At 40.0% G+C, this 25,577-nt stretch carries 22 protein-coding genes; 13 read left to right on the forward strand and 9 right to left on the reverse strand.

Annotated features, from left to right (window positions below; translation table 11 throughout):
* Position 1 precedes the first annotated feature (1 nt).
* Together SJ2017_RS05545 and SJ2017_RS05550 are read right to left on the reverse strand one after the other, a co-directional pair.
* Positions 2–2,314: a polysaccharide lyase 6 family protein gene (locus SJ2017_RS05545; RefSeq protein WP_080915131.1), complete on the reverse strand. Its 2,313-nt coding sequence runs from the start codon at positions 2,312–2,314 to the stop codon at positions 2–4.
* Positions 2,315–2,519: 205 nt separating this feature from the next.
* The gene (locus tag SJ2017_RS05550) at positions 2,520–2,774 is read right to left on the reverse strand and encodes a hypothetical protein (protein WP_080915132.1); all 255 of its coding nucleotides are present in this window, start codon (positions 2,772–2,774) and stop codon (positions 2,520–2,522) included.
* Positions 2,775–3,109: 335 nt separating this feature from the next.
* On the opposite strand from SJ2017_RS05550, the gene SJ2017_RS05555 reads away from it, so the two are divergent.
* The gene (locus tag SJ2017_RS05555; RefSeq protein WP_055024341.1) at positions 3,110–3,850 is read left to right on the forward strand and encodes a FadR/GntR family transcriptional regulator; all 741 of its coding nucleotides are present in this window, start codon (positions 3,110–3,112) and stop codon (positions 3,848–3,850) included.
* Positions 3,851–4,754: 904 nt separating this feature from the next.
* On the opposite strand, the gene SJ2017_RS05565 is transcribed toward SJ2017_RS05555, so the two are convergent.
* Positions 4,755–5,891 carry a methyltransferase gene (locus SJ2017_RS05565; protein WP_080915134.1) on the reverse strand — a complete coding sequence of 379 codons (1,137 nt, stop codon included), beginning with the start codon at positions 5,889–5,891 and terminating at the stop codon, positions 4,755–4,757.
* Positions 5,892–6,116: 225 nt separating this feature from the next.
* Here SJ2017_RS05565 and SJ2017_RS05570 point away from each other — a divergent pair, with 225 nt between their 5' ends.
* Positions 6,117–6,524, forward strand: a complete 408-nt coding sequence (locus SJ2017_RS05570; protein WP_080915135.1) for a hypothetical protein — start codon at positions 6,117–6,119, stop codon at positions 6,522–6,524.
* 171 nt (positions 6,525–6,695) lie between these two features.
* On the forward strand, positions 6,696–8,492 hold the full coding sequence (locus SJ2017_RS05575; protein ID WP_420876296.1) for an ABC transporter transmembrane domain-containing protein: 1,797 nt from the start codon (positions 6,696–6,698) through the stop codon (positions 8,490–8,492).
* A 199-nt stretch (positions 8,493–8,691) separates the two neighbouring features.
* Here the strand turns inward: SJ2017_RS05575 and SJ2017_RS05580 are convergent, their stop codons facing one another.
* Positions 8,692–10,290, reverse strand: a complete 1,599-nt coding sequence (locus SJ2017_RS05580; protein WP_080915137.1) for an AMP-binding protein — start codon at positions 10,288–10,290, stop codon at positions 8,692–8,694.
* Positions 10,291–10,777: 487 nt separating this feature from the next.
* Here SJ2017_RS05580 and SJ2017_RS05585 point away from each other — a divergent pair, with 487 nt between their 5' ends.
* Positions 10,778–13,363, forward strand: coding sequence for a TonB-dependent receptor plug domain-containing protein (locus SJ2017_RS05585; protein ID WP_080915138.1), 2,586 nt, complete (start codon positions 10,778–10,780; stop codon positions 13,361–13,363).
* 57 nt (positions 13,364–13,420) lie between these two features.
* Here the strand turns inward: SJ2017_RS05585 and SJ2017_RS05590 are convergent, their stop codons facing one another.
* Positions 13,421–13,975: a thioredoxin family protein gene (locus SJ2017_RS05590; protein WP_055024334.1), complete on the reverse strand. Its 555-nt coding sequence runs from the start codon at positions 13,973–13,975 to the stop codon at positions 13,421–13,423.
* Between the two features lie 216 nt (positions 13,976–14,191).
* On the opposite strand from SJ2017_RS05590, the gene SJ2017_RS05595 reads away from it, so the two are divergent.
* Positions 14,192–14,809 (forward strand): LysE family translocator, encoded by a 618-nt coding sequence (locus tag SJ2017_RS05595; protein WP_055024333.1) that lies wholly within the window; start codon positions 14,192–14,194, stop codon positions 14,807–14,809.
* A 66-nt stretch (positions 14,810–14,875) separates the two neighbouring features.
* Here SJ2017_RS05595 and SJ2017_RS05600 read toward each other — a convergent pair whose 3' ends face one another.
* Positions 14,876–15,202, reverse strand: coding sequence for a DUF3144 domain-containing protein (locus SJ2017_RS05600; RefSeq protein WP_055024332.1), 327 nt, complete (start codon positions 15,200–15,202; stop codon positions 14,876–14,878).
* A 596-nt stretch (positions 15,203–15,798) separates the two neighbouring features.
* Between SJ2017_RS05600 and ung the strand changes: the two genes are divergently transcribed.
* Complete coding sequence (gene ung / locus SJ2017_RS05605; RefSeq protein ID WP_080915140.1) at positions 15,799–16,458, forward strand: uracil-DNA glycosylase; 660 nt, start codon at positions 15,799–15,801, stop codon at positions 16,456–16,458.
* A gap of 119 nt (positions 16,459–16,577) precedes the next feature.
* Here ung and ispB read toward each other — a convergent pair whose 3' ends face one another.
* Positions 16,578–17,549: an octaprenyl diphosphate synthase gene (gene ispB / locus SJ2017_RS05610; protein WP_080915141.1), complete on the reverse strand. Its 972-nt coding sequence runs from the start codon at positions 17,547–17,549 to the stop codon at positions 16,578–16,580.
* Positions 17,550–17,827: 278 nt separating this feature from the next.
* Between ispB and rplU the strand changes: the two genes are divergently transcribed.
* From rplU to SJ2017_RS05645, 7 genes are all read left to right on the forward strand, one after another.
* Positions 17,828–18,139, forward strand: a complete 312-nt coding sequence (gene rplU / locus SJ2017_RS05615) for a 50S ribosomal protein L21 (RefSeq protein WP_055024329.1) — start codon at positions 17,828–17,830, stop codon at positions 18,137–18,139.
* A 17-nt stretch (positions 18,140–18,156) separates the two neighbouring features.
* Entirely contained in the window at positions 18,157–18,411 is a 255-nt protein-coding gene (gene rpmA / locus SJ2017_RS05620; RefSeq protein ID WP_055024328.1) for a 50S ribosomal protein L27, read from the forward strand.
* Positions 18,412–18,644: 233 nt separating this feature from the next.
* Positions 18,645–19,811, forward strand: coding sequence for an Obg family GTPase CgtA (gene cgtA, locus SJ2017_RS05625; RefSeq protein ID WP_055024327.1), 1,167 nt, complete (start codon positions 18,645–18,647; stop codon positions 19,809–19,811).
* Positions 19,812–19,835: 24 nt separating this feature from the next.
* A complete protein-coding gene (locus SJ2017_RS05630; protein ID WP_080915142.1) occupies positions 19,836–20,600 on the forward strand; it encodes a threonine/serine exporter family protein in 765 nt (254 codons plus the stop codon).
* Positions 20,597–21,064, forward strand: coding sequence for a threonine/serine exporter family protein (locus tag SJ2017_RS05635; RefSeq protein WP_055024325.1), 468 nt, complete (start codon positions 20,597–20,599; stop codon positions 21,062–21,064). Before SJ2017_RS05630 ends, SJ2017_RS05635 begins: the two co-directional genes overlap by 4 nt.
* A 28-nt stretch (positions 21,065–21,092) precedes the next feature.
* A complete protein-coding gene (locus SJ2017_RS05640) occupies positions 21,093–21,569 on the forward strand; it encodes a dihydrofolate reductase (RefSeq protein ID WP_055024324.1) in 477 nt (158 codons plus the stop codon).
* Between the two features lie 87 nt (positions 21,570–21,656).
* On the forward strand, positions 21,657–22,049 hold the full coding sequence (locus SJ2017_RS05645; protein ID WP_055024323.1) for a DUF3718 domain-containing protein: 393 nt from the start codon (positions 21,657–21,659) through the stop codon (positions 22,047–22,049).
* Positions 22,050–22,616: 567 nt separating this feature from the next.
* On the opposite strand, the gene SJ2017_RS05650 is transcribed toward SJ2017_RS05645, so the two are convergent.
* Positions 22,617–24,638, reverse strand: coding sequence for a HAMP domain-containing methyl-accepting chemotaxis protein (locus SJ2017_RS05650; RefSeq protein ID WP_080915143.1), 2,022 nt, complete (start codon positions 24,636–24,638; stop codon positions 22,617–22,619).
* A gap of 122 nt (positions 24,639–24,760) precedes the next feature.
* Entirely contained in the window at positions 24,761–25,576 is an 816-nt protein-coding gene (locus SJ2017_RS05655) for a symmetrical bis(5'-nucleosyl)-tetraphosphatase (RefSeq protein ID WP_080915144.1), read from the reverse strand.
* Position 25,577 lies beyond the last annotated feature (1 nt).

A 25,577-nucleotide genomic window follows, 5' to 3' on the forward strand; every position in this document is an offset into this window, starting at 1 on the left:
ATTACTGCGCTTTATTGTTAGTGTGGTTAACCGTGTTATCAGCGATTAATGCAGTGGTTTTACCAATTGCATATAACTCTGTGACTTTAGGCTTGGCGGTATTGGTAAACTGATTGTGAGTGACCTTAGTAATGGGCTCACCAGTGGTGTGTTCAATGTTGACGTACGCACTATCTACAAATTGATTTTTATTGATGTCAGCAACTTGAGCGCCATGGAGGAACAAACTTGCATGGGTTTTATTGCGTTTGCCATTGCCGACTTGTTTAACGTCGTTATTTTTAAAGCTTAGGTGTGGGCCAAAGGTGCTTTCATCGGTGCCACCTCGATACAACTTCACAATAGCGCCTTCAATTTGGTTGAAGTGATTGTTATTGATAGTCAGATATTCAGCGTTATAAATACCTAAGTCGTCAGTTTCTTTATTGAGTCTAAAAATATCACCTGTAATGAGATTAAAGTTGTTGTTGATTATCTCGATGTTATTTGCAAACGCGCGTGCTCCAGAGTCAAAAAAGTGGAACGAATGGTTAATATTAAGCTGCTCGATATCGCTGTTAAACATACTGAAGCGGTAGTTGGTTAACATGCCCCATTTGCTGGTTCTAACAACGGTGTTGCCTGCAGAGTCTAAGCTGTTGGCACCACTAATTTTTACACTATCAAGCTTTAAGCTACCGCCATTTTGAATTTCAAATAAAGTTGGGCGACTAAAGGTGATCGTGGGCTTTTCTGTTTGCGCTGATTTAATGGTGAGTGTTTTATCAAGTTCAAGAATTTTCTCAACATGATACTGACCTGCTTTTAATAAAATGACATCACCATCTGCTGCTGACTTCACTTGATTAATAAAGGCTTCTGCATTAGCAACAGTATGCGTTTTTCCTGAATCAAATGCGGTTTCTGGCTCTGTTTTTGGGTACCAGTTAACGCCTGTTTGCGACTTTAATGTTGGAGAAAGGCTTTTAGGTGCGCCAATGTTGTCATTACCTGATGTTGGGTAAAGTAAGCCATTTTTCTCACGGGTTAATTTAATTTCAGTTTGCTTAATCCCTTGTTCAATCTCGTTATTCGATAGTTCATTAGAGATATTGTTTGAAAATGAAATCCCCGAAATATCGTCAAAAATAGAGAAGGGAGCTTGTTGATTATTATTAACAAATAAATTTTCAGAGACAGAAGAATCTTTTGGTACTGCAGAGCGTTCTTGATCGCTACCTGCAGCTAAATGAATGTGGTCGACATCGATAAAACTATTATGGTGAACGTTAGCATTAACGACTTGATGATAACGATTAATGGGTGAGTTAGGTACACCATTCATAATCGTAAAGCCGCTTCCGAATCGGTAACCTTTAAGACCTTCTAAATAGTTATTAGTAATGGTTTGGTCACGGTTAATAATACGAATGCCGCCTGTGTGGTCTACGCCATTACCCAAAAACACATTACTGTCGATGAGGTTACCATTGCCATGTCGTAAGGTAAGGGTTCCGCGCGATTCAAAAAATGTATTATTGCTAACTTTATTATTAGCAGACTTAATTGAGATGATTTCTACTTCACCATCACAACGGTCGAAATAGTTATTTTCAACAACGGTAAAAGAATCGCTCATCGAATAATGGCTGGTGCCAATGCGCAATGTTTCTCCGCCATTTGACCCAAGAATCGGTCTTGGACCAAAGTAGTTGTGATCAATTTTATGGTGATTTTCTTGGCTGGCTTCAGTATTTAATCTGACGGCTAATGTCACACCTTTATTGCGCTTTCCAACTAAATGGTTGTGGTCAAAACGGTTGTTTTTACCATATAAAGACACCCAGTAATCAGACTCATGTCTATCTGGGTTGCTGTAATTATCAATCACGACTTCAGAAACGCGGGAGTTATTTGCGAGATCGTTTTTACTGGTTCTAAATGCAATGACTTCATTGCTTGGGGTGAAACCTGATTTAAAAACTAAGCCAGATACATGTAAATATTCACCTGACATTTTTAAGTTTGATTGACCAGAAAGGATAACTTTCCCTTTAGTCTCTGCCGTTAGTGAAATAGGGGCTTCTTTTGTACCTTGGCCTTTAAACTTAATTTCAAAATCCTGCCAAGTACCGTTAGCAAGAATAATGTTATCTCCAGCGACCAGCTTTTTTACTGTGTCTTTAAATTCATCAGGCGTGCTTACGGTATAGGAAGCGGCTTGAATATAGCTTGAAGAAAACACTAAACTCAGCATAAACGCGGACTTTAACGAAAGTGAGAACAACTTGTCATTGTTTATTGGGTTATTTGTCGACTTGCTTTGAAAACTCATAATGACTCTCTTTTTATATTTATTAGCGCTAGGTCGTTTGATTACTTTGTTCAATCTTTACCTTGGAAATAAACTCCTATCTCAATCATCGAGATAGGAGCTGTACGACTAAGTTTTACTTGAGGTTAAAACTTAACTTTTGCACCAAGGAAATACTTAGAGCCTGAGCGAGAATAATCAGCAACTGTGGTGTCATTACCACGTGTTATGATTTTCGGCTCATTGTGCCGCGAAGTCCGCTTACTTTAATGACGTCAATATCAGGGCTGTCATTTTTATTATCTGCTTCTTGTTCTGATACTTGCGCATTTGGCGTTGTGACTTTAACAGCGTCAACTTCATCTTGTGCGAAAGCAGGTGATGCGATAAAGGCTAATAGTGCTGAACTGTAGAGTGCAGATTTTGGCTGAAAATGCCTTCTGCTTAATCTCAGTGCATTATTGATTTTATTGAGTTTCACGTTAATCTCCCCAGATTACATATTGTTTAATCAAAATGTGAACACAATCCTTTAAACACGATCTTTAAATACCACTCTATTTTAAATACAACTTTGTGTCTGAGTAGAAACTAACCAATGGTAAGGTGTTTTGTCAACCACTTTGTGTTACCAATTGTGCAAATTGTTTTTATTTTTGTTATTGCCAATAACAAATTATTAACTAGACTTAAGCTAGTGCGAAAATCGTTCAAGTACAATAAAAATTTCAAATAGGATTTGCGTTGACTTAGTAAATAGATATGATGGTAAGTAATAACTAAATCTAATTGGTTTTAACTATTGAAGGACCAGACATGAAGAATAGGCGTATGTTTTGGCGCATCGTTGAAGAGATTGAAGCGTCTATTGCTAACGGCGAATATGCACCAGGTAGTCGCTTACCGCCAGAAAGAGAGTTAGCTGAAAAGTTTGATGTCAGCAGACCCACCATTCGTGAAGCAATTATTGCACTGGAAGTGCGCGAAAAAATTGAAGTTAAAACAGGCTCGGGTGTGTATGTATTACAATCTGTTGCGACCAATAACCCTGCAAACAAGATTAATGCATTTGAATTAACTCAAGCTCGCGCCTTAGTAGAAGGTGAAATTGCTGCGTTAGCTGCCAATACTATCACTGAAGAAGAATTGGTTGAGTTAAATAAAACATTGATAATGATGGAAAATAAGTCTTATGTCGAAGAGGCTGATGAAATGTTCCATCAAATAATTGCCAATGCGACTCGTAACGGCGCATTGATTAAGTCATTTCAAAACCTATGGGCATTGCGTGCATCAAGCCAAAAAATAATTACTGATTACGACAGTGTTTGTAGTAAAGATAATAAGAAAACACTTGATGAGCATACTTCCATTTATAAAGCGTTAGCTGCAAACGATGCATCAGAAGCACGTTTAGCAATGCATAAGCACTTTAATAGATTAATCAATGTGTTATTCGATACTGTTGAAGCTCAAGCGCTTGAAGAAGTCCGTCGTAAGAACAGCGAAAAACGTGATTTATACTCGATTGATAATTTGGTTAACCGATTGGGTTAATTAGTCCCTGGTGAGTAAAAGCGCAGTCGCTTTCACTAACAGATTAAAAGCCTTCTTTAACGAGAAGGCTTTTTATTTTATAAACAGTATTTTATAAACAGTATATTATTTGTATTGAACTAAGATGATTCTGCCAATATTAGTAAAAAGGCCTCTCGATATGAGAGGTCTTTTTTTCGCTCCAAACGAGGGGGGGATCTGGAGCGCACAACCTGGTTAAACTAATAAAATAGATGTTTTAAACAATTAACATAGGCGTTGTTGAACCAGTTTTTATTCCTTAAAGGCATACTTTTTATGCTTAAAGGCTTAGTTGGTAAAGCTTTAACAGCTGTTTTATCTGCGTTTAAGTTCATTGAATTATATAAATGTTCTAAATTTGTAAACGCTGGAGCCCCTTGCAAGTGTGACTTGGAGCACGCTTTAAAACCAATAATATCTTTTAATAAAATCAATTGTCAACCAATTTGTTCTGCTTGTTATTACCAATTAATTGTTGTGGTGAATATTGACAGATTACGGGTTGATAGTTCGTTGAGTTTCGCGGCCATTTGAGGGAGAGTCATCATTGGTTTGTGCTACTAATGGTTGTTTATGGTTGTTTATGGCTGGTTTTGATGTGATGTGATCTAGCGAGGGCGTTAATAGTTAAAGCACTAGATTTTATGTCAGCATGAATAAGACAAGCTTTAGCAGTTAGTCTATTTAGGCATGTTTACTCTTCACTAATTCGTAGCGAGAAAACTGACATCTCGCTACGAGAATATCCCATTACCAAATCCATTGGACCCTGTTTTGAACAACTCGAATGCCCATTAAACTTGCCAGTTAGTCTGTTAATCTTGGAAAAGTATCGTGGAGATAGCCATGTTGACGACAGTTAATCGATGAGATTAACTTTCGTCTATTTAGTGGCTTGTAAAATGACAAACTTGCCATTTGATGCAATGGTAGTGCAATTTTTAAAAATACGTTTTAGTTTAATGTGGTAGGACAAATGACGGTTGCCAACAACATGTAAAATACCGCCTGTCGCTAATCGTCTTTTGGCATCAAGAAACATTTGCCAAGCAATATGATCGGTAATTGCTTCTCCTTGGTGAAAAGGCGGATTACATAAGACTAAGTCGGCACTGACGTTTTCATCTAAGTGGGTTAAACAGTCATCCCAATGAAAATGTCCTTGATCATGATTGAGTCCGTTTGCTTCCCAGTTGTACTGACTTGATGCAATAGCCATTTCAGAATCATCGACAAAATGGATATGCGCTTGTGGGTACAGTTGTGCGGCACGTAAACCTAAAATGCCATTTCCACATCCTAAATCGATGATGGTTTTAAAGGCGCCTTCTGGCATATTATCTAGCATAATACGTGCGCCGATATCGAGTTTGTTGGCAGCAAATACATTACTGAAGTTATTGATGGTTAAATTAAACTCTTTAACTGGCCAAGAGACTTCTTTAAGTAATGATCGCTTTATCCCGTCAGCAGTACAGGTAATGATACGTGTTTTTTTCCACGTTAAACTTGCAGAAGCAGGGCCTAAATTTTGTTCAATGAGGCCAAGTAATGATTTATTAATATTCTTTGCTTTAGCACTAATTAGAATTTGAGTGCCCTCAGCTAATACTTGCGATAAACGTTGTAATTGCTGAGTAAAATAAGTCAGATTTTTAGGCAGTTTAACAATGACCAATTTAATGTCATTAGGCAGTTGCTCTCGGCTATTAAGGCGGCTGATGTTTGTTGGGGCCAACTCATTAGCGCTAAGGTTGTACTCTGCGCCAAGTAAACTGGTTTTAGCATCAGTTTCAATCCACAACGGCCAAGTGTTGTCTAAACGAGTGAGGCCGCATTGAAGTGCGCCGAAATTGTCATTCAAAATAGCAGTATTAGCTGGAATATGTGCGGTTTCAACAAGGTGTTTTATTAAGTGCTCATCTGCGGCATCCCAAGCTTGCAGATTTGACTCTTGCTGCTTAGGGTAGCGAAATAACGCTAATTCAATACCTGCACAAGAAAACTCACTAACCGTCATTATTTTTTACCTAAAGCAACCATCATGAAATAGCCGGCAATTATCGCAGATAAGCTGACAATGTGCGAGGGTAGAGTGTGAGGCAAGTCTGCAAAGGATGCCGTTGCACTAAATATTGAATGTATTGAAAAATGCGCCATCGATTACAGATGAAACAATATTGCTATTGTAGATCGCTGACAGTAACATCGAACACAAGATTACGTTTTTCTACAAAGGAGTTGTATGAACGGTGCAGGTGGTACATCAGGTGGAATTGGTTCGTTTTTTATCGGCTTAATCATGATGTGTGGCGGCTTTTACATGTTGCTAAAAGCAATAAAAGTTACCAGTTCTTTTGGTTTTAGTCATAGCTTATACAGTGTTGGTGGCATGAATCTAACGAGCGGGATGATTATGATCCCCTTCATGTTTGGTATTGGGCTAATATTTTATAATGCGAAGAATATATTGGGTTGGATCTTAACCTTTGGTTCATTAGTCGGTTTAATATTTGGTGTGATAAGTTCGATTAACTTCCGCTTTAGCCATATGAGTGCATTCGATTTAATTGTGATTCTGGTATTAAGTGTGGGTGGTTTAGGGATCTTTTTGCGCTCGCTAAAGTCGATTGATACCAATATAAAAGAGTAAGTCGGCGCTTAACTCATTCTTTGTTCAATGTGGTTACTCGTATTCCTGTAACCACTTTTTTGACCTTACAGCCAAACTGACTTCATGTATTAACTTGTTATTGTTATTCCTTCATTTTATTCGTTGTTTGTTGATACTATTGATGCCCTTATGTGTTTATGGGTATTTATTTTGAACTCTACCTCAGCAAGTGATATCACCAACATCAAACCTGAACCCGCCACTCAATATGCCGTTTTTCCTTGGATTATGGGATTTTTAAAGCCCCATAAACTAAAAGTGGTTGCCGCTATTACTTTTCTTTTTATTGGCTCTTTTGCTTGGTTGTCTCTTGGCCAAGGGGTCAAAATGATGGTCGATGAAGGCTTTGTTGCAGATAATGCTGAGCGACTCAACGAGATTGTTTTGTTTATTTTGGGCATCACAGCTATCAGCGGCACAGCGGTATTTTGTCGTTTTTATTTGATGACTTGGCTCGGCGAGCGTGTGATTGCGGATATTCGTCTCAAGGTCTATAACCATTTACTTAATCTATCCCCTGCTTTTTTTGCGGAGCAAAGAACGGGTGAAGTAATCTCTCGTTTTACCGCTGACAGTACCTTATTGCAAAGCGTGGTTGGTAGTAGTTTATCGATGGCATTTCGCTCATCAGTTACGGTTACTGGTGCCTTAGTGATGATGGCAATTACCAGCTTAAAGCTGACTGGCCTTGTACTGCTTGCTGTACCTTTAGTGTTTGTACCTGTGATATTACTGGGTAAAAAAGTGCGTGAGTACTCGCGTAAGAGCCAAGATAAAGTTGGCGATTTAGGCGCTAATATTGATGAGACCTTGCATGAGATACACACAGTGCAAGCTTATGGTCACGAGCAACAAGACCGCAATGTATTTAATCAACAGGTTGAAGCGGTGATGTCTGTTGCTCAAACTCGTATTTTATATCGTTCGATATTAATTTCGTCGGTGATGTTTTTAAGTATTGCTGCAATTGCTGTCGTGCTTTGGGTGGGCGCTCAAGATGTCATGTTGCAAAATATTACCGCTGGAGAACTATCCGCATTTATGTTTTACGCTGTTATGGCGGCGGGCTCTGTGGCCACCATTAGTGAAGTTTTTAGTGAAATACAACGAGCTTCAGGTGCAGCTGAACGACTAATTGAGCTGGTCAATACCCCTATTGATATCCCTGAGGTTAAAGCGCCTAAGTCTTTGCCTGCTGCAATCAATGGCAGTTTGTCACTTGAGTCGTTAAGGTTTGCTTACCCAAGTAGTAATGAAGATGTGATTAAGGGAATTAATCTTGAGATCAAAGCGGGTGAAAGAGTGGCATTAGTTGGTGAGAGTGGCGCAGGTAAAAGCACCTTATTTGAACTATTACTGCGATTTTATCAACCTAAATCAGGCAAAGTGCTTTTAGACGGAGTGGATGTGGCTGAAGTCACTTTACAGCAGCTAAGGGAGCAATATGCCTTAGTGCCGCAAGAGTCAGTTATTTTTGCCACTAATGTCTTTGAAAATGTCCGCTACGGGCGAGCTGATGCAACAAAAGAAGAGGTGATAAACGCCTGTATAACAGCAAAAGCCCATGAGTTCATTCAAGAGTTGTCGGATGGATATGATACGTATTTAGGGGAACGTGGGGTTAAGTTGTCTGGCGGACAAAAGCAGCGTATTGCCATTGCTAGAGCTATTCTTGCTGACAGACCAATCCTATTACTTGATGAAGCCACGAGTGCGCTTGATGCTGTTAGCGAAGTAAAAGTTAAGCAAGGCTTAGATAATTTGATGCAAGGTAGAACGACGTTAATTATTGCCCATCGATTAGCGACAGTGATCAATGCTGATAGGATTATTGTGTTAGAAAAGGGTCAAGTGGTGGCGATTGGTTCACATCAAGAGCTTATGCAATCGAGTGAGACCTATAAAGAGTTTGCTAGTTTGCAGTTACTGACTGACACATCAATATAAGGATTTGGTGAAAGCGCTAGGTTTAAAGAGCGAGATATGAGTGACCAGCTATTTCAAACCATGTTTTGAATATTAGTAGGCTAATTATTTAAACCTTGAGTGCTTAAACCTTGGGTATGCATGCCTTGAGTGTTGATGGCCTAACGAACAGATAAGCAGCCCACTTTATTCATTGTCGTGGGCTGTTTATCAAAAAGTGTTATTTTCTGAGTTCTCGTCTAAGAATTTTACCAACGGTACTTTTAGGTAGTTGCTCGGTAAATTCAATTAACCTTGGAATTTTATAGGCGGTTAATTGGCTGCGACAATAGTCTGAAATGAGCTGTTTTGTGGCTGCATCATCAGATGTTGGCTCTTTTAAAACGATTACCGCTTTAACTGCCTCACCAGATTTATCATCACTGACCCCAACGACAGCACATTCAAGGATTAATTCGTGCTGCGATAATACATCCTCAACTTCGTTAGGATAAACATTAAACCCTGATACAATGATCATATCTTTTTTGCGATCGACAATTTTATGAAAACCATCAGGTGTTGCAACTGCAATGTCACCGGTTTTGAAATATCCATCTTCGGTCATGACATTGGCCGTTTCTTGCGGTTTATTCCAGTAGCCTTGCATGACTTGCGGGCCTTTTACTGCAAGCTCTCCTGCTTCACCTAGCGGGACTTCATTATCATTGATATCGAGAATTTTTACCTGCGTTTCGAGAACGGGTTTACCAATCGTGCCTAATTGTTGATAACCAGGAGCATTTAAACTCACGACAGGTGAAGTCTCTGATAAACCATAACCTTCTGAAATCATACAACCTGTGGTTTTTTGCCATATGTTTGCTGCAGCACTTGTAAGCGCCGTTCCGCCAGAGATGGTAATGGTGAGTCGGCTAAAGTCTAGTGCTTGAAAATCTGGTTGGTGGCATAAACCAACAAATAACGTGTTAAGTCCTGCAAAGCCAGTGAAAGGGTAGCTACTCATGGTCTTAATTAACCCTGGGATATCTCTTGGGTTTGGGATTAAAACCGAGCAACTTCCTGATTCGAAATAGAGTACTAGATTCACCATAAAGGCATAGATGTGATATATCGGCAATGGCGCAACGAAAACGTCTTTACCTGGTGTCATCGTGCTGGCAATTCTAGATTTTACTTGAGCCGAGTTAGCTAGCATATTGCGATGACTTAACATGGCTCCTTTTGATAAGCCAGTGGTGCCACCTGTGTATTGCAGTGCGGCTAGATCTGTTTGTTTTGGGTAAACAGCAGTGAAAGTGGATTGCTCACCCTCAAGTAGCATTTGATTAAATTCAATTTTATTGAATGGGGTATCTATTTGCGGTTGAGGCGAAATTAAATCCAAGGCGTGGGTACTAATGACTAATGAAATACCTGTATTTGAGACGACATTATTGAGCGTGGGTAGCAAATCAGAAAGTACAACCAAGGCTTTAGTGCCTGAATCATTAAATTGGTGGATCAGTTCACGTTCAGTATAAAGTGGGTTTGTATTGACGATAACCAACCCTGCTCGCATGGCTCCGTATGCGGCAATGACAAACTGAGTAATATTGGGCAATTGAATAGCAATGCTGTCCCCAGCAGTTAAATCAGTGTGATTTTGTAGATACGCAGCAAAATGTCGTGAGGCGGACTCGATTTCTTTAAATGTGGTGTTCTTTCCTAAACACGCATAAGCAATGTTATTTCCGTACTGCTGACAGGTCTTTTCGATTAAATCGACTAGAGAGTGGTATTGATCTAAGTTGAGCTGTGATTCTGCGTCATACGCCATGAGACTGTCCCTTTTATTCATGATTTATTGTTATTCGAGAAAATCAAACACTTGTTTAGATTGGTTGAATTACATTAAAAGGTCTACTGAAAATAGTCAATCTTCATCTATCTTATTAATTAATCTAGAGTTTGTACTCTATTAACTTGTTGGTTGATCCAGCTTTTAAATTTGCGGGTTGTTGGTTTTTTGAACTAGCTACAATGATAGCATTAGCGGATTCTTTTTTAGTAAAAGCTTAAATCTAGTTAATATAACTAAAATTGTGGGCTATTTTCATAAGGTTAAGTTATTTATCCTGATTTAGCCTGCTTATGGCGATTATTATTTTGAGTGGGAGTAGAAATAGTTAGCAATTACGTTTTATTTGTTATAGAAATGTAAATGAAAGTGAAAGAATTTCATTTTGGGAGAGACGATTATTTAATTGTAAACACCTGATTAAATTACCCGTCACAAGCATAAATATAATAATTTGAGACAAAAAATGATGACTAATCTAAAGAAAAGGAAGTTTGGCTTAAATTCGTTAAGTCTTGCTGTAACGGTAGCTTTAGCAGGCTCAGTTATGTCTACAGCAGCAATGGCTGAGGATGAAGAAGTCGCCGAAAATGTTGAAAAAATTGCCGTAGTAGGTAGCCGAGCGGCGCCTCGCTCTGTTGGTGAATCACCCGTGCCAGTAGATATTATCAGTAGTGATGACCTGAGAAAAAATGGCTCAACTGATATGATTGATATGCTGGTGACATCAGTGCCTTCTTTTAACTCGCGTGCCCAACCTATTAGTGATGCCGCCACACTTGTTCGCCCAGTCAATTTACGTGGTCTTCCTTCTGACAGTACCCTGATCCTTGTTAATGGTAAGCGTCGTCACCGTGCTTCTGTTATTGCTTTCCAAGGTGGTGGTATTAACGATGGTGCTCAAGGACCGGATATTTCTGTCATCCCAAGTATTGCGCTTAAGCAAGTTGAAGTATTACGTGATGGTGCTGCGGCACAATACGGTTCTGACGCTATTGCTGGTGTGATGAACTTCCAACTAAAAGATAGTGCTGAAGGGGGGTCAATCAGTATCAGTCAAGGCGAGTACTATGAAGGTGATGGCGCGACAACGACTATCGATGGCAACATTGGGTTACCTTTGACCGATGCTGGCTTTGTTAATATTAGTGCGCAGTATAAAACCGCAGATGCCACCAGTCGCAGTGTGCAGCGTCCTGATGCTGGCAATTTAATCGCACAAGGCAATACTTACGTTAATGATCCTGCTCAAGTTTGGGGTAACCCAGAAATTAATGATGATTACACCGTTTTTGTTAATGCGGGTTTTGACTTAAATGATAATCATCGTATTTATGCATTTGGTAATGTGTCTTCTCGTGAAGCAATTGGTGGATTTTATTATCGTAACCCACATAACCGTGGCAACGTTTACTCAGTTGATGGCGGTGAAAACTTATTAGTAGGGGCTGTTAACGGCGATCAATCAACCTGTGCTCCAGTGCCAATCCCGAAAAATGCTGATGGTTCAGATGGCAACGTTTTAGACACTGCGGCATATCAAGCAATGGTTGCTGATGCTAATTGTTTCTCTATGAACCAAGTGCGTCCAGGTGGTTATACTCCGCAATTTGCTGGAACCATTGAGGATATGTCTTTCTTTGCTGGTATTGAAGGTGAGTTAGGTGAGTGGATGTATGATGCCAGTGCGGGCACAGGCTCAAACAAATCAAGCTTTAGCCTTTATAATTCATTAAACCCATCACTCGGTCTTGCTGTGAATCCTGAGGACACACAAACCGATTTTGATACTGGTGCTTATGAGCAAGTTGAAACAACGGTAAATCTCGATTTTTCACGTTACTTTACACTTGGCTCAATTGAAGATATTAGTTTTGCAACGGGTTTTGAGTGGCGAGAAGAGTCTTTTGAAATTACTCAAGGCGAAGAAGCATCTTGGATAGCAGGCCCTTATGCTGATCAAGGCTTCAATATTGGTTCTCATGGCTTTAAAGGGTTTGGACCAGGAGCTGCAGGTAAAAATGACCGTAGTAATATTGGTATTTACGCTGATGTTGAAGCGTATTTAACGGATGACTGGTTGTTAGGGGTTGCACTTCGTTACGAAGATTTCTCAACCTTTGGCGATACACTAAACTATAAAATTTCGACCCAGTACTCTTTCACAGATTACTGGTCAATGCGTGCATCGCACAGCACAGGCTTTAGAGCACCAACTGTTGGTCAAGAAAATGTCGTGAATACTCAGACATCTATTGTTAACGGTGATTTAATTCAAACCTTTATCGCGCCTCCAACCGATCCGTTAGCTGCATTTTATGGCGGTGAAGTATTAGAGCCTGAAGAGTCAATTAACTATGCCATTGGTACTGTATTTGAGTATGACGACTTCTTCTTAACTGTTGATTACTACAATATTGAGGTGACAGGTCGTATTGCTCAGTCAAGTCAAATTGCAGTAGAACCAGAAGATTATGATGATTTAAGAGATGCTGGTGTTGAGTTCCCAGAGCTCATCTCTGCGGTGACTTATTATACCAATGACTTTGATACCACGACGCAAGGTATCGATATTGTCGGCTCTTACGAAACTGAGTTAATGTCAGGTGATACGATGTTCAGCTTAGCGTATGGCTGGACTGACACGAGTGTTGATAAGTTCGATCCTGAGACGACTGATGAAGGTAAAGTTCGCCGCTTAGAAGATGGCATTCCGGCTCACCGTGCGACATTGACTTGGGGGCAAACCTGGGATGATATCAGTGTGTCATTGCGTGGTAATTACTTTGGTGAATACTACGCAACCCATGCGGATGATACCTCAGATTGGGGCCCTGAAACGGCAGACTCAGCTGTTACTGTTGACTTAGAAGTCAGTTACACCATGTTTGATCAATTAACGCTTTCTGTTGGAGCAAACAACTTGTTTGACCAAGAAGCGCAAGAGTTAAAAGATGGTACTCAAGGCGTGCTAGGTGCAGTGTATTATGAAAGTGGTCCATTTGATTACAATGGTGGCTTTTACTACGGTAAGTTAAGCTATATTTTCTAAATTACGTTAACGTCGTACATAAAAGACTGCCTAGGCAGTCTTTTTTTTGCGTGGAGATTATTTAGCTGCTTCTAACGCCTGAAACACGGCGTTTATGGTTAACTCTACAGGTAATAAGATACCTTGAGGGTGTGATGGTCCATAGACTTTGTTAAAAGGCGTTCCTATTCCACCTTCTTTACCAACGTAATCCTCAATCATTTTATTAGGTTGACTCCAGTTACCTTTCATCAAAATAAGGTTATCTGCCTCAAGTGCGTTTACCACGATTTCACGATGGGTCACATTGGCCTTATTGGTGCGGCAAGGAAGACACCAGTCTGCATCGACATCGACAAATACGGTGTAGCCTTGCTCAACCAATGGCATAATTTGAGCGGGGTTAAGGGGTTGCCACTGCAATCGCTTATAGGCATTGTAGTCTTCGGTTTTTTCCAAAAAAGCATAAACCCCAGTAAAACAGATTGTCATAAAACCCAATATTACGATTACGATACCAGGAATGTTTTTTCCTTTAATTTTAAAAAATATGAGTAGAGCAATTCCGGCAAGTAATAATCCAAGTAAAATCGGTAGCATTAATGACATTGTGGTTTCTCGAGTAAAAAGCATGTTAATACAGTGTACTATATCAAGGTTTGCTTAAATTGAGGTTAAATGAATGTTGTAAAGGCTCATTCATGATAACGTACGTTTTTTTGCGGCATGATTTCAGTATTTTTATCTATTCTGCGCGGAAATATAACGCTGAACTCATTAATAGGGCCTCAGAAATGCTCAAGCATAGTGAGCATGAATAATCACGGTAGAATGAAGGATTTATAAGTAATGGCATTAAGTACATGGCTTGGATTACTCGCCATCTGTTGTTTAGGAGCGATGTCTCCCGGTCCGAGTTTAGCTATGGTGCTAAGACATACGTTATCAGGAGGGAGATTACACGGCGTTGTGTGTGCTTGGGCTCACTCAATTGGCATTGGTGTGTACGCATTAGTAACGCTATTGGGCTTGGCCGTTGTGCTTGAAAAATCACCTTTAGTGTTTAATGGTATTGCTCTTATTGGAGCGTGCTATTTAGCGTGGATGGGATTTCAAGCCTTGCAATCTAAAGGGGGGATGGAGCAGAAATTACAGTCAGGTGAGTCAACTTCATTACTTCAAGCAGCTCGCGATGGTTTAGCTATTTCGTTATTTAACCCTAAAATTTTGTTGTTCTTTTTAGCGCTGTTTAGTCAGTTTGTATTGGCAGCAGAATCGCTAACGGGACAAACATTAATTGTATTAACCCCACTGGTTGTAGATGGACTCTGGTATACCATCATTGCTGTCGTATTATCTCATGGGCCGATATTGTCTCGCTTACGTGACAAGGCTGCGCTTATCGATAAGCTGTCAGGCGTGGTGCTTATTCTACTGGCCTTAAGGGTCATTATAGATATTATTTAGTGATAAATTCTCCAACAAAAAAGCCATCGTAATGATGGCTTTTTTACATGCTTAATATCGGCATGCTTAATTTTTGAAGACCTGCACAGAATCGTCAGCTTTTTCTTCTTTGGCTTCTTGTTGACCACCTGGTGGGTTTTTAATGTGGTCATTTAAGTTTTCGTTCAACATGCCTTTGTATTCTTCAGTGAACCAGCTCAATGCATTTTCTTTTTCTGCTTCTAGATTGGCTGATTTAATCGCAGCTTCAAACGCATTGTAGCGCGCTGCAGCAAAACGCAAAGCAGTACCGACTTTACCGATATCATTTTCTGTTTGACCTAGTTGATTGGCTAGCGCAATAAATTGATCAGCTAGTTGGTACATGGTTGTTTCAGTTTTTTGTTCTGACATGAGTTCTACTCGTAATAGTGACTTAATTTAGCAATGAGTGTACCGATTTTATTGACAGAATAAAGTCTCAATTCGCTATCAGGGGCGGAATCTGTGATCACCTGTCTATTACGTGGATCATAATATATTGATAATGGCGTGAGAGGATTGTAGAGGTAGAGGCATTGAACAGGGTTATTGTTAGTTACTAGATATAACGAATCGTTGCGATGCTTCAAAAGGAGCCCAGTTTTGTGCAGGGTAACCCCATTGATTGATAATGAGCTGGTCATCGGTACTTGGATTAGTGAAAATATGAACGTTATCAGCGGGGCCTGAATCACTTCACTCGGTCATTTTACTCGAGCATTTTATTCGATCATTTCATATTAGCTAAAGCGACGACGGCTAATTGGCCGAGTATAATGATAACCATCACTAATGGATAAGTTTGAAACTTGGATGTTGATAGGTGTTCAGTGATTCATAGTATGATTGAGCATCTTCTTAATTATTTGCTTCGACTCAACCTTTGTCTTAGTAAGTGTAATTGAAAGGCTGTATTTCGCGAATTAACACCATAATGAGATTGACTATTTTACAAGGTAGCCCCCTAGATGAACGATTGGCAAACATTGATTAAAACGCAGCAAGCGGAGCCGTATTTTTGTGAATTAAATGAGTTTGTTGCTCATCAAAGACAGCTAGGGAAAACGGTTTACCCTGCCGATGAAGATGTATACCGCGCATTCGAATTGACTCCTTTTAGTGATGTGAAAGTGGTGATTTTAGGGCAAGACCCTTATCACGGGGCAGGTCAAGCTCATGGGTTATGTTTTTCTGTACAAGAAGGAGTAAAAACACCGCCTTCTTTAGTGAATATTTATAAAGAACTCCAACAAGACATTAATGGCTTTGTCATTCCTGACCATGGTGATTTGACTAAGTGGGCTAAACAAGGTGTGTTAATGCTTAATACAGTGCTAACGGTTGAAGAGGGGAAAGCGCATTCCCACTCAAAAGCCGGCTGGGAGACTTTTACAGATAAAGTGATGCAAACCCTTAACGATAAAGGTGAGCCTATTGTATTCATTTTGTGGGGCGCTCATGCCATTAAAAAAGGTAAGTTGATTAATGCGAAGCAACATCGAGTTATAACAGGGCCACATCCTTCTCCACTGTCTGCTTATCGAGGCTTTTTTGGTAGTGGTCACTTCTCTAAAACAAATCAACTGTTAACAGAGTTAGGGCAAACACCTATAGATTGGCAAGTTTAACAATTTAAATTGTATTGATAGCAATAAAAATGCCCGCTACTAAGTTGTAGTGGGCATTTTATGATGGTTGGCTTAATTACGCTCAGATACCAGAGCGTAGATAGTTAACCAAATACAGATTAGTTATTTCGTTGAACTGAAATTTTCGCTAACGAGATTAATGCTGTCTTATATTCACTATCGGCAATTGGGGTCAGTGCAGCAATCGCTTTGTCAGCTTCTTGGTTCGCTTTTTGTTTAGTGTATTCAAGGGCGCCTGAATCATTTAAGGCTGCAACAATTTCATCAATTGCTTTCGTACCATCGCCTTTTTCAATCGCTTCTTTAATCAACGCTTTTGCAGTATCGCTACCGTGAGCCATAGCATAAATTAATGGCAGTGTAGGCTTACCTTCGGCTAAGTCATCACCAATGTTTTTGCCAAGTTCATCAGCATCGGCCGTGTAATCAAGTAAATCGTCGGTTAATTGGAAAGCGGTGCCTAAAAATTTACCGTATTCACCAAGAGCATGTTGTTGCTCTTCGCTTACGTCAGCAATAACACCTGTGAGCAAGGTTGCAGCTTCGAATAATTTTGCTGTTTTACAGTAAATCACCCGCATATAATTCTCTTCGGTGGTTTCTGGATCATTACAATTCATTAATTGTAAGACTTCACCTTCAGCAAGAATATTAGTGGTGTCGGCAAGGACTCTTAACACTTTCATGCTATCGAGTTCGGTCATCATTTGAAAAGAGCGGGTATATAAAAAATCACCGACTAAAACACTTGCGCTGTTTCCAAATAAAGCATTGGCTGTTTTACGACCACGACGCAATGTTGATTCATCGACAACGTCATCGTGTAATAAAGAAGCAGTATGAATAAATTCAATAATAGCTGCTAACTTAAGATGCTCTTCACCTTTATAGTCGATAGCACGAGCAGATAGTACCGAAAGTAATGGGCGTAATCTTTTACCGCCACCATTGATAATGTAAAAACCGAGTTGGTTTATTAGTGCAACATCAGACTCAAGTTGTTTGTAAATTAACTGATTTACGGCTTGCATGTCGTTATCAGCTAGTTGACGAATGGCGTTTAAATCCATAATGGTCTCTAGTTATTAGGCTATCAGGCAAATTATATTGCCCACTATATAAGGTTCAAATTGTATATTAACAAATTTTAACTAAAATTCATGCCTTAGACAGCTTTTGTTCTTAGATTGTGGGAGTTAAACCGAGCTTTTTTTATTGATTCACATTTAACACTTGCCAGATGGTAAATCTTAGCGTAGACTCCGCGCCCATTGTCATTAAAAGTTTTTAGCACCCGGTATCTACATATAATGAACCGGAGTGTTAGTCCATTTGGAGTGAAATAGCTATGTACGCTGTTTTTCAAAGTGGCGGAAAGCAACACCGTGTTGCTGAAGGTCATACAGTTCGTTTAGAAAAAATTGAAGTTGCTACTGGTGAAACTATTGAGTTTGACCAAGTGTTATTGGTTGCTGACGGTGAAAACGTTCACGTTGGTGCTCCATTAGTAGCTGGTGGTAAAGTTGTTGCTGAAGTGGTTAGCCACGGTCGCGGTGAGAAAGTAACTATTCAAAAGTTCAATCGTCGTAAGCATCACGAAAAGAAAATGGGCCATCGTCAATGGTTCACTGAAGTTAAAATCACTGCGATTAGCGCATAATATTAGGAGTCTAACTCATGGCACATAAAAAAGCTGGCGGTTCTACTCGTAACGGCCGCGATTCAGAAAGTAAACGTCTTGGTGTTAAGCGTTTTGGTGGTGAATCAGTTGTTGCTGGTAACATCATCGTTCGTCAACGTGGTACTAAATTCCACGCTGGTGTAAACGTAGGTATTGGTCGTGACCATACTTTGTTTGCATTAACAGACGGTAAAGTTAAGTTTCAAGTAAAAGGTCCTAATAACCGTAAGTTTATTAGCATCGAAGCTTAATTCTAGACTTTAATCAGTCTTTGAAAGCCCCGCCTTCTGGCGGGGCTTTTGTGTTTTTTACTTCATTGTTGGAGTTAGTTAACTAAACTTCATTGGAGTATTTTCGGTGTGTTACATCGATGGTTATTTATTTTGCAGTAAGCGATTTATGGTGATTGAATCTTCTACGCTTCCCTGCACATCTCAGTCTTTTGAGGTTATAATTGGCACATTAAGTGGTGTCAGGAGTATGTATGAAGTTTATTGATGAGGCTAAAATCAGAGTTGAAGCGGGTGACGGTGGCAGTGGCTGCGTTAGCTTCAGACGTGAGAAATATGTGCCAGATGGCGGTCCTGATGGTGGTGACGGCGGTGACGGCGGTAGCGTATTTTTAGTCGCAGACGAAAACATGAACACGCTTATTGATTTTCGATTTGTACGTTCTTACATCGCTGAGCGCGGTAAGAATGGTCGTGGTCGTGATTGTACAGGTCATGGCGGCGAAGATATGTTATTAAAAGTACCAGTGGGTACTCGCGCTGTTGATTTTGAAACAGAAGAGTTACTAGGTGACTTAACCACTCATGGTCAAAAACTGTTAGTGGCTAAAGGTGGTTTCCACGGTTTAGGTAACACTCGTTTTAAAAGTAGTACCAACCGAGCGCCTAGACAAAAGACATTAGGTACACCAGGCGAAGTACGCATGCTGAAGCTGGAACTATTGTTACTAGCCGATGTTGGCTTGTTAGGTTTACCGAATGCGGGTAAGTCAACTTTTATTCGTTCAGTTTCTCGTGCTACACCAAAAGTCGCCGATTACCCATTTACCACTTTGGTGCCTAATTTAGGTGTTGTCAGCCCTCGTCCTGGTCAGAGTTTTGTTATTGCTGATATTCCTGGCTTGATCGAAGGCGCGTCAGATGGCGCGGGTTTAGGCATTCGTTTCTTAAAGCATTTAGAGCGTTGTCGTGTGTTATTACACATTATTGATATCGACCCTATTGATGGTAGCGATCCGGTTGAGTCTGCGCGTTCAATTGTGGCTGAACTTGAGAAATATTCTCCTAAATTGGCTGCTAAGCCGCGTTGGTTAGTATTTAACAAGATTGATTTACTACAAGAAGATGAGCTTGCTGAGAAAATGGAGCACATCGTTAAGGAAATCGATTGGAAAGGTGACATATACACTATGTCAGCATTTAATCGAACCAATACTGAAGAGTTAAGTTTAAAACTTCTCGACTTTATTTCTGCATTGCCTGACGAAGATGAATCAATCAGCCCTGACGATGAAGTCGAGTTTAAATGGGATAATTACCATCAAGCTAATGTTGAATCTGTTAACGAAGACTACGATGATGACTTCGATGACGATTTCGACGATGATGACTATGATGTGGAAATTATCTATCAACGTTAAATTGAGTTAAATAAGAGAAAAATTGTGTACGCCGACACTCAAAATGATATCACTCGTCTTGTAGTACGAAGTGCACAACTTCTCTTAGCTTATGGCGCTGAATCTGATCTTGTTGAAGAGATCAGCCAGCGCCTAGGCAAAGCCCTTGGCCTAGCCAGTGTCGAACTGTCGATTTCTTCAAATTCCCTTGTCTTGACCAGCCTTGTCCATGGCCGTTGTATTACCACGACGCGCCGTTTACGTGAGCACGGCATTAACATGATGATTGTATGTGAAGTGCAACGCATCTGTATCTTGGCCGAAAAAGGTATTTACAATGACAAGCAAGTTAAACGCCGTCTAGAAAAAATCGAACCCAAAACGTATCCAGCCAAATATGTCATCGCGATGATTGGCTTGTCTTGTGCGAGTTTCTGTCATTTATTCGGTGGTGATTTAGCGGCATGCTTTATTACGTTTATCGCTTCAGCTATCGGCATGTCGGTTCGTTTATCCTTAGTGAAAAAACATTTCAATCTGTTGATAATTTTTGCTATCACCGCCTTTATTACCACCTTGGTGGCGCAACTTGGTCACCTTTTGGAATTGACCTCAACACCTAAAATTCCAATGGCTGCAAGTGTGTTAATGCTTGTGCCGGGTTTCCCACTGATAAATGCTATTTCTGATATGGTCAAAGGCCATATGAATGTCGGTATATCTCGCTGGGGACATGCCACTTTACTCACTCTGGCAACGGTTATCGGTATTACGCTAGCGATGGCATTTGGAGGGACGTTGATCACATGAATCTTGTGCTGACTTTACTTAATGATGCATTCTTTTCTGCAATTCCAGCAATGGGGTTTGCGATGGTATTTAATGTCCCAAGACGATTTTTACCTTATTGCGCTCTTGCTGGTGCAATTGGTCATAGTTTTAGAACCTTGTTATTGCACCTAGATATGCCAATTGAATGGGCGACATTTGCTGCTGCCGCGCTCGTTGGAGTGATAACCATCCGTTTTGCTAAAAGACATCTTGCTCCACCGCTGATGTATGCAGTGGCAGCAATCATTCCCATGGTACCAGGGACTTATGCGTATAATACGTTAATTGCAATTGTTCAGCTAAGTGTGCAAGAGCAGGTGAGTTCTGATCTCACCACTATGGTTATTCAAAATGGGTTAAAAACAGTTTTCATTCTGGGGGCGCTGTCAGTAGGCCTGGCTATGCCGGCTTTGGTTTACTATCGCACTCGACCAATTATTTAATTTCTCCAGCATCAAATAAGGATTTTACATGCGCATCGCTATGATCGCCGCTATGGCCAATAATCGTGTAATCGGTAAAGACAACAAAATGCCATGGCACCTGCCTGAAGATTTAAAACATTTTAAAGCTATGACACTCGGCAAGCCTGTAGTGATGGGGCGTAAAACCTTCGAATCAATTGGTAGACCATTACCGGGTCGCCACAATATCGTCATTACCCGTCAAAGCGACTATCAACCAGAAGGCGTTTCTTGCGTCAATTCTTTTGAGGCTGCAAAAGCCCTTGTGACAGGTTGTGAAGAATTAGTTGTTATTGGTGGTGGACAACTCTATAAAGAAATTTTACCTTTGGCCGATACCCTATATCTAACCTTTATCGACTTAACGGTTGATGGTGATACTTTTTTCCCTGAATGGGATGACGGTAGCTGGACGTTAAAAGATAAGGTAGTTGAGATAAATGAATCACAATTGCAATATAGCTTTAACACTTTGGTGAAATAATGTTAAATTGTGGCCTGTGTTACCCTGAATAGATACTTGCCCTTGATGGCAGGTACAAAAATAAAAATACCTAAAAAGGAGTGTCAGATGCGTTTAATGCCTGTGGCCTTAGCAGCCCTAATCGCAGCATCTTTTGTGTCAACCCCTGCCGAAGCGAATACTGATCAACTTGTCGCGAACATTTGTGATTATGTAAAATCTAATGACAAAAACCGTTTACGTAAAAAGTTGAAGGAAAGCCGCGTAAAATTACGCAATATTTACACTGGTGTTTCTTGCGACGGTAATAGCTTATTAAGAACTGCATACAACTCTAACGCCTTAGAAGTGGGTGAGTACATTGCAAAACGTCTTCCTGCTGGAGATTTAAATACTCCTGAAGCAGACGGACAAAGCATTCTTGATTGGGCAAATGCAAATGGTCATAGCGGTAGTGCAATCACTGCTGCAGTACAACAACGAATCAGTAGTGGCGAATAAGCCATCTCGTTGGAATGACTTGCTTTAGCATTATGTAACTGTTGTGAGTATTTGTATTCATAACGTGTAAAGCAAACTCAGATACATCTGATTAAAAACCGCCTTTGGGCGGTTTTTTTATGGCTAAGCTATATCGTCTCGCTCATTTTACTAGCAAGAGTTCGCAAGAGCAGCATAGAAACCTAAATTTAAATAAAAGAAACATATAAAAAGGCTTGAATAGAAACCGATAATAGTTAGCTATCATAAACAGTTATCACAGGCTGCTATCCAAGACTGTCACCCTAGATAGTCAACATAAATAGTCACCCTAGATACTTGTCACTGACACTGTTAAAACTTTATCGAAATCTAACTTAATGAGTGAGATGGATTATTGGGGAAGAGTGGTTGAGTGAAATAATAACTTAGCTGATACGGTTCGGCATATTGGGTAATATGATTTTTATTCTGACAAGTTGAGTAAACTATATAAACTCAGGTAGAACTGAGTTTATATTATTAAGTTTAAGCCACTAAAAAAGGCTCCTAAGAGCCTTTTTAGTAAAAGATGAATATCTATAGCAGTTAGACCTTAAATTCACCTACAGAGCCTTGTAGCTCTTCAGATAACATTGCAACTTGATGGCTTGATTGTGCAGTTTGATCAGCACCCGTCGCCGTTTCCTCTGATATTGCAGCAATATGTTCTAGCATCTCAGAAACCTGTTGGCTCACTAAGTTTTGCTCTTGAGCAGCTTGAGCAATGTGGTTACCTGAATCATAAGCTTTGTGCACTGACTGGCTAATCGTTTCTAGTGCTAAATTCGCTTGCTCTGTCTTATCAACACAACTTGTAGCTTGGCTGCGTCCTAGCTCCATCACTGATACAGCTTGTTGCGCGCCTTGTTGCAGCATTTCAATCATTTGCTGAATTTCGCTGGTTGATTCTTGTGTTCTAGAAGCAAGGCTTCGAACTTCATCAGCAACAACAGCAAAGCCACGACCTTGCTCACCTGCACGTGCAGCTTCAATTGCCGCATTAAGTGCAAGTAGGTTGGTTTGTTCTGCAATTCCTCTAATAACATCCAAAATAGAACCAATTGAAGCGCTGTCAGAATGAACTTTGTTAATCACTTGTCCTGCTTTGGCGACTTCATCTGCAAGTGCGAGAATAGTGACTTTGTTTTCTTCTGCAAGTTTACGCATGTGCTGAGTTTCTTCGTCAGCTTGCTTAATTTGCTCTAAGGCTTGGTCAGCACTCATTGAAACCTGCTGAGCACTTGAACTTAATTCAGTTGTTGCTGTTGCCACTTGGTCGACTTGGCTCTTCTGTTCTTGAATGCCACTGGTCGTTTGCGTGGTAATTGCTGATGTTTCTTCAGCTGCTGCTGCAAGTTGATTAGAGCGATCTAAGATACCTACAATCAGGTTTCGTAAGCTATCAACTAAGCTATTACAGTTCTTCGCTAACTCGGCAAACTCATCGTGACCTGAGTCGTCGAGTTTATGGGTTAAGTCACCTGAAGCAAGAATGTTAAGTGCTTGATTAACCTTGGCAAGTGAGCGAGTTAGTGGTTTTACTACTGCAATACTGACGATAATAGAAACCAAAATCGCTAAGACAACAACAAACATAGTTTTGAGGCTGGCTGAATCAATATTTTCAATAGCACTATTACCAATGTGACTAGTGAAGTTTTCGATATTATCGGCGAGACTAAACATTTTAGCGTTGACTTCTAAACGATCTTTGTCTGTTGCAGCTAATAGGTTGGCAGCTTGTTTATTGTGTTTAAGTTGTTGTCCTTTTAGGGCAACGATTGAGTTATTACCATTAATCAAAGCAAATACTGCGTTACTTTCAGTATTTAAATCGTCTAATGTACTGTCGCTGATAATGCCACGACCTTGAAGATTAATATGTTCAATCTTTCTTCTCGTGTCACTCACCATGTACTCAAGCTCTTTAACGATAACATTGTATTTACTGTCATCAGTAGCAGCAACTAAGTCATAAATGGTGGTGATAATATTAATAAAAGTACTGTCAACAACCCCTGCTGTTGCTGCAATGCTTTGTTCGGTCGTATCGTCGCTCATTTCTAAATCGATCAGATCAAGTAAGATAGACGAGGCTTCGTCAGCACTGTCTTCAAGATCATCACGTAAAGATAATAATTGTTCATTCTTAATTAATGCATTTTCATGCTCTTTAAGCATTAATTTACCGTTCTTTTCAAAACCAGCGTAGCTAGATTTTAATTGCGATAAATTACTTGAGAATTCTTGTCTATCTGAAATCAGTGCAGTCAATCTGTTAAGCGTTTTATGAAACTCACTCGACTCTATTTGGATTTTTTTCTCAACAGCGGGGATTTTATTTGATTCATTAGTGTAATAACCAAATAGAATTTGGATTTGCTGGGCACTTAAATTTTTTGTTAATTCACCTGTTGCAGTCAGCGCGGGTAAGCTAACTTCTTGCAAAGTTGTTGTACTATCTTTAATGGTATTATTGGTCAGTAAAGATACGCCACCTAATACAATTAAAAGCAGTGTCACAACAGTAAAACCGCCAATAACTCTGGTGGCAACATTAATTTTCATAGCATACTCCGGCTGTTATTATTTTATCCCGAATTTGTCTCAAGATCGCTCAGGGTTATGTGATCATATGAGATCTAATAGCTTTATCGGCTAAGTTTATTATTAGTTTAACAATTTATTAATTATTTTAGTTTTGCTTGAGTGAGTTGTTCATTCGTTTCAGCATGCCAAAGTGTCATATATTCACCCCAGCAGCATCCAGTATCTAGTGCCTTTACATTTTCTTGGTGAGTGATTCCCATTAAAGCAGCCCAATGGCCAAATACGAGTGTATGGCTAGATTTAAGGACTGAGTCGAATTCAAACCAAGGAGTTAATTCAGAAGGTTTATCACTGATTGGCGTTTTGCAGGCAAAATCCAAGCTGCCATCAGGAAATAAATAGCGCATGCGCGTGAGTGCGTTGATGCAATATCTCAATCTGGGTAAACCTTTTGCCTTACTATCCCATAAATCAGGCGCTTCAGTGTACATTTTCGAGATAAGTGTTTTTAAATAATCATCTCGTTTTAGCGCGTCGCTGACTGCTTTTGCTTCAGCTAACAAGGTTGTTAAATCCCATTGAGGCGGCACGCCTGCGTGAGTCATGATGATGTTATGAGAAGGCAAGGTGTGAACTAAAGGTTGTTCACGCAGCCAATCAATTAACTGGCTTAAATCATCGGCATTTAGGAGTTCAGTGAGATTATCTTTGGGGTTTGCTCTTTTGATTTTACCGTGTAGCGCCAGTAAGTGAAGATCGTGATTGCCTAAGGTGATTTTAGCGCTATTATCTAATGACTTTAAATACCTGAGCGTTGCAAGTGAGTCAGGTCCTCGAGCAACGAGATCCCCAACAGCCCAGATTTCGTCTTTTGACGGGTTAAAATCGACCGCAGCAAGTAAGCGTTGAAGTTCTTTAAAGCAGCCCTGAATATCACCAACAAAATAATGTGCCATA

It is taken from the genome of Shewanella japonica, assembly GCF_002075795.1.
GTDB lineage: Bacteria > Pseudomonadota > Gammaproteobacteria > Enterobacterales > Shewanellaceae > Shewanella > Shewanella japonica.

Excerpts from the sequence above, each read along its gene's own strand:
- SJ2017_RS05545 (WP_080915131.1), bottom strand. The coding sequence starts at position 2,314 with ATGAGTTTTCAAAGCAAGTCGACAAATAACCCAATAAACAATGACAAG.
- SJ2017_RS05555 (WP_055024341.1), top strand. The coding sequence starts at position 3,110 with ATGAAGAATAGGCGTATGTTTTGGCGCATCGTTGAAGAGATTGAAGCG.
- SJ2017_RS05565 (WP_080915134.1), bottom strand. The coding sequence starts at position 5,891 with ATGACGGTTAGTGAGTTTTCTTGTGCAGGTATTGAATTAGCGTTATTT.
- SJ2017_RS05570 (WP_080915135.1), top strand. The coding sequence starts at position 6,117 with ATGAACGGTGCAGGTGGTACATCAGGTGGAATTGGTTCGTTTTTTATC.
- SJ2017_RS05580 (WP_080915137.1), bottom strand. The coding sequence starts at position 10,290 with ATGGCGTATGACGCAGAATCACAGCTCAACTTAGATCAATACCACTCT.
- SJ2017_RS05585 (WP_080915138.1), top strand. The coding sequence starts at position 10,778 with ATGATGACTAATCTAAAGAAAAGGAAGTTTGGCTTAAATTCGTTAAGT.
- SJ2017_RS05590 (WP_055024334.1), bottom strand. The coding sequence starts at position 13,975 with ATGCTTTTTACTCGAGAAACCACAATGTCATTAATGCTACCGATTTTA.
- SJ2017_RS05595 (WP_055024333.1), top strand. The coding sequence starts at position 14,192 with ATGGCATTAAGTACATGGCTTGGATTACTCGCCATCTGTTGTTTAGGA.
- SJ2017_RS05600 (WP_055024332.1), bottom strand. The coding sequence starts at position 15,202 with ATGTCAGAACAAAAAACTGAAACAACCATGTACCAACTAGCTGATCAA.
- ung (WP_080915140.1), top strand. The coding sequence starts at position 15,799 with ATGAACGATTGGCAAACATTGATTAAAACGCAGCAAGCGGAGCCGTAT.
- ispB (WP_080915141.1), bottom strand. The coding sequence starts at position 17,549 with ATGGATTTAAACGCCATTCGTCAACTAGCTGATAACGACATGCAAGCC.
- rplU (WP_055024329.1), top strand. The coding sequence starts at position 17,828 with ATGTACGCTGTTTTTCAAAGTGGCGGAAAGCAACACCGTGTTGCTGAA.
- rpmA (WP_055024328.1), top strand. The coding sequence starts at position 18,157 with ATGGCACATAAAAAAGCTGGCGGTTCTACTCGTAACGGCCGCGATTCA.
- cgtA (WP_055024327.1), top strand. The coding sequence starts at position 18,645 with ATGAAGTTTATTGATGAGGCTAAAATCAGAGTTGAAGCGGGTGACGGT.
- SJ2017_RS05635 (WP_055024325.1), top strand. The coding sequence starts at position 20,597 with ATGAATCTTGTGCTGACTTTACTTAATGATGCATTCTTTTCTGCAATT.
- SJ2017_RS05640 (WP_055024324.1), top strand. The coding sequence starts at position 21,093 with ATGCGCATCGCTATGATCGCCGCTATGGCCAATAATCGTGTAATCGGT.
- SJ2017_RS05645 (WP_055024323.1), top strand. The coding sequence starts at position 21,657 with ATGCGTTTAATGCCTGTGGCCTTAGCAGCCCTAATCGCAGCATCTTTT.
- SJ2017_RS05650 (WP_080915143.1), bottom strand. The coding sequence starts at position 24,638 with ATGAAAATTAATGTTGCCACCAGAGTTATTGGCGGTTTTACTGTTGTG.
- SJ2017_RS05655 (WP_080915144.1), bottom strand. The coding sequence starts at position 25,576 with ATGGCACATTATTTTGTTGGTGATATTCAGGGCTGCTTTAAAGAACTT.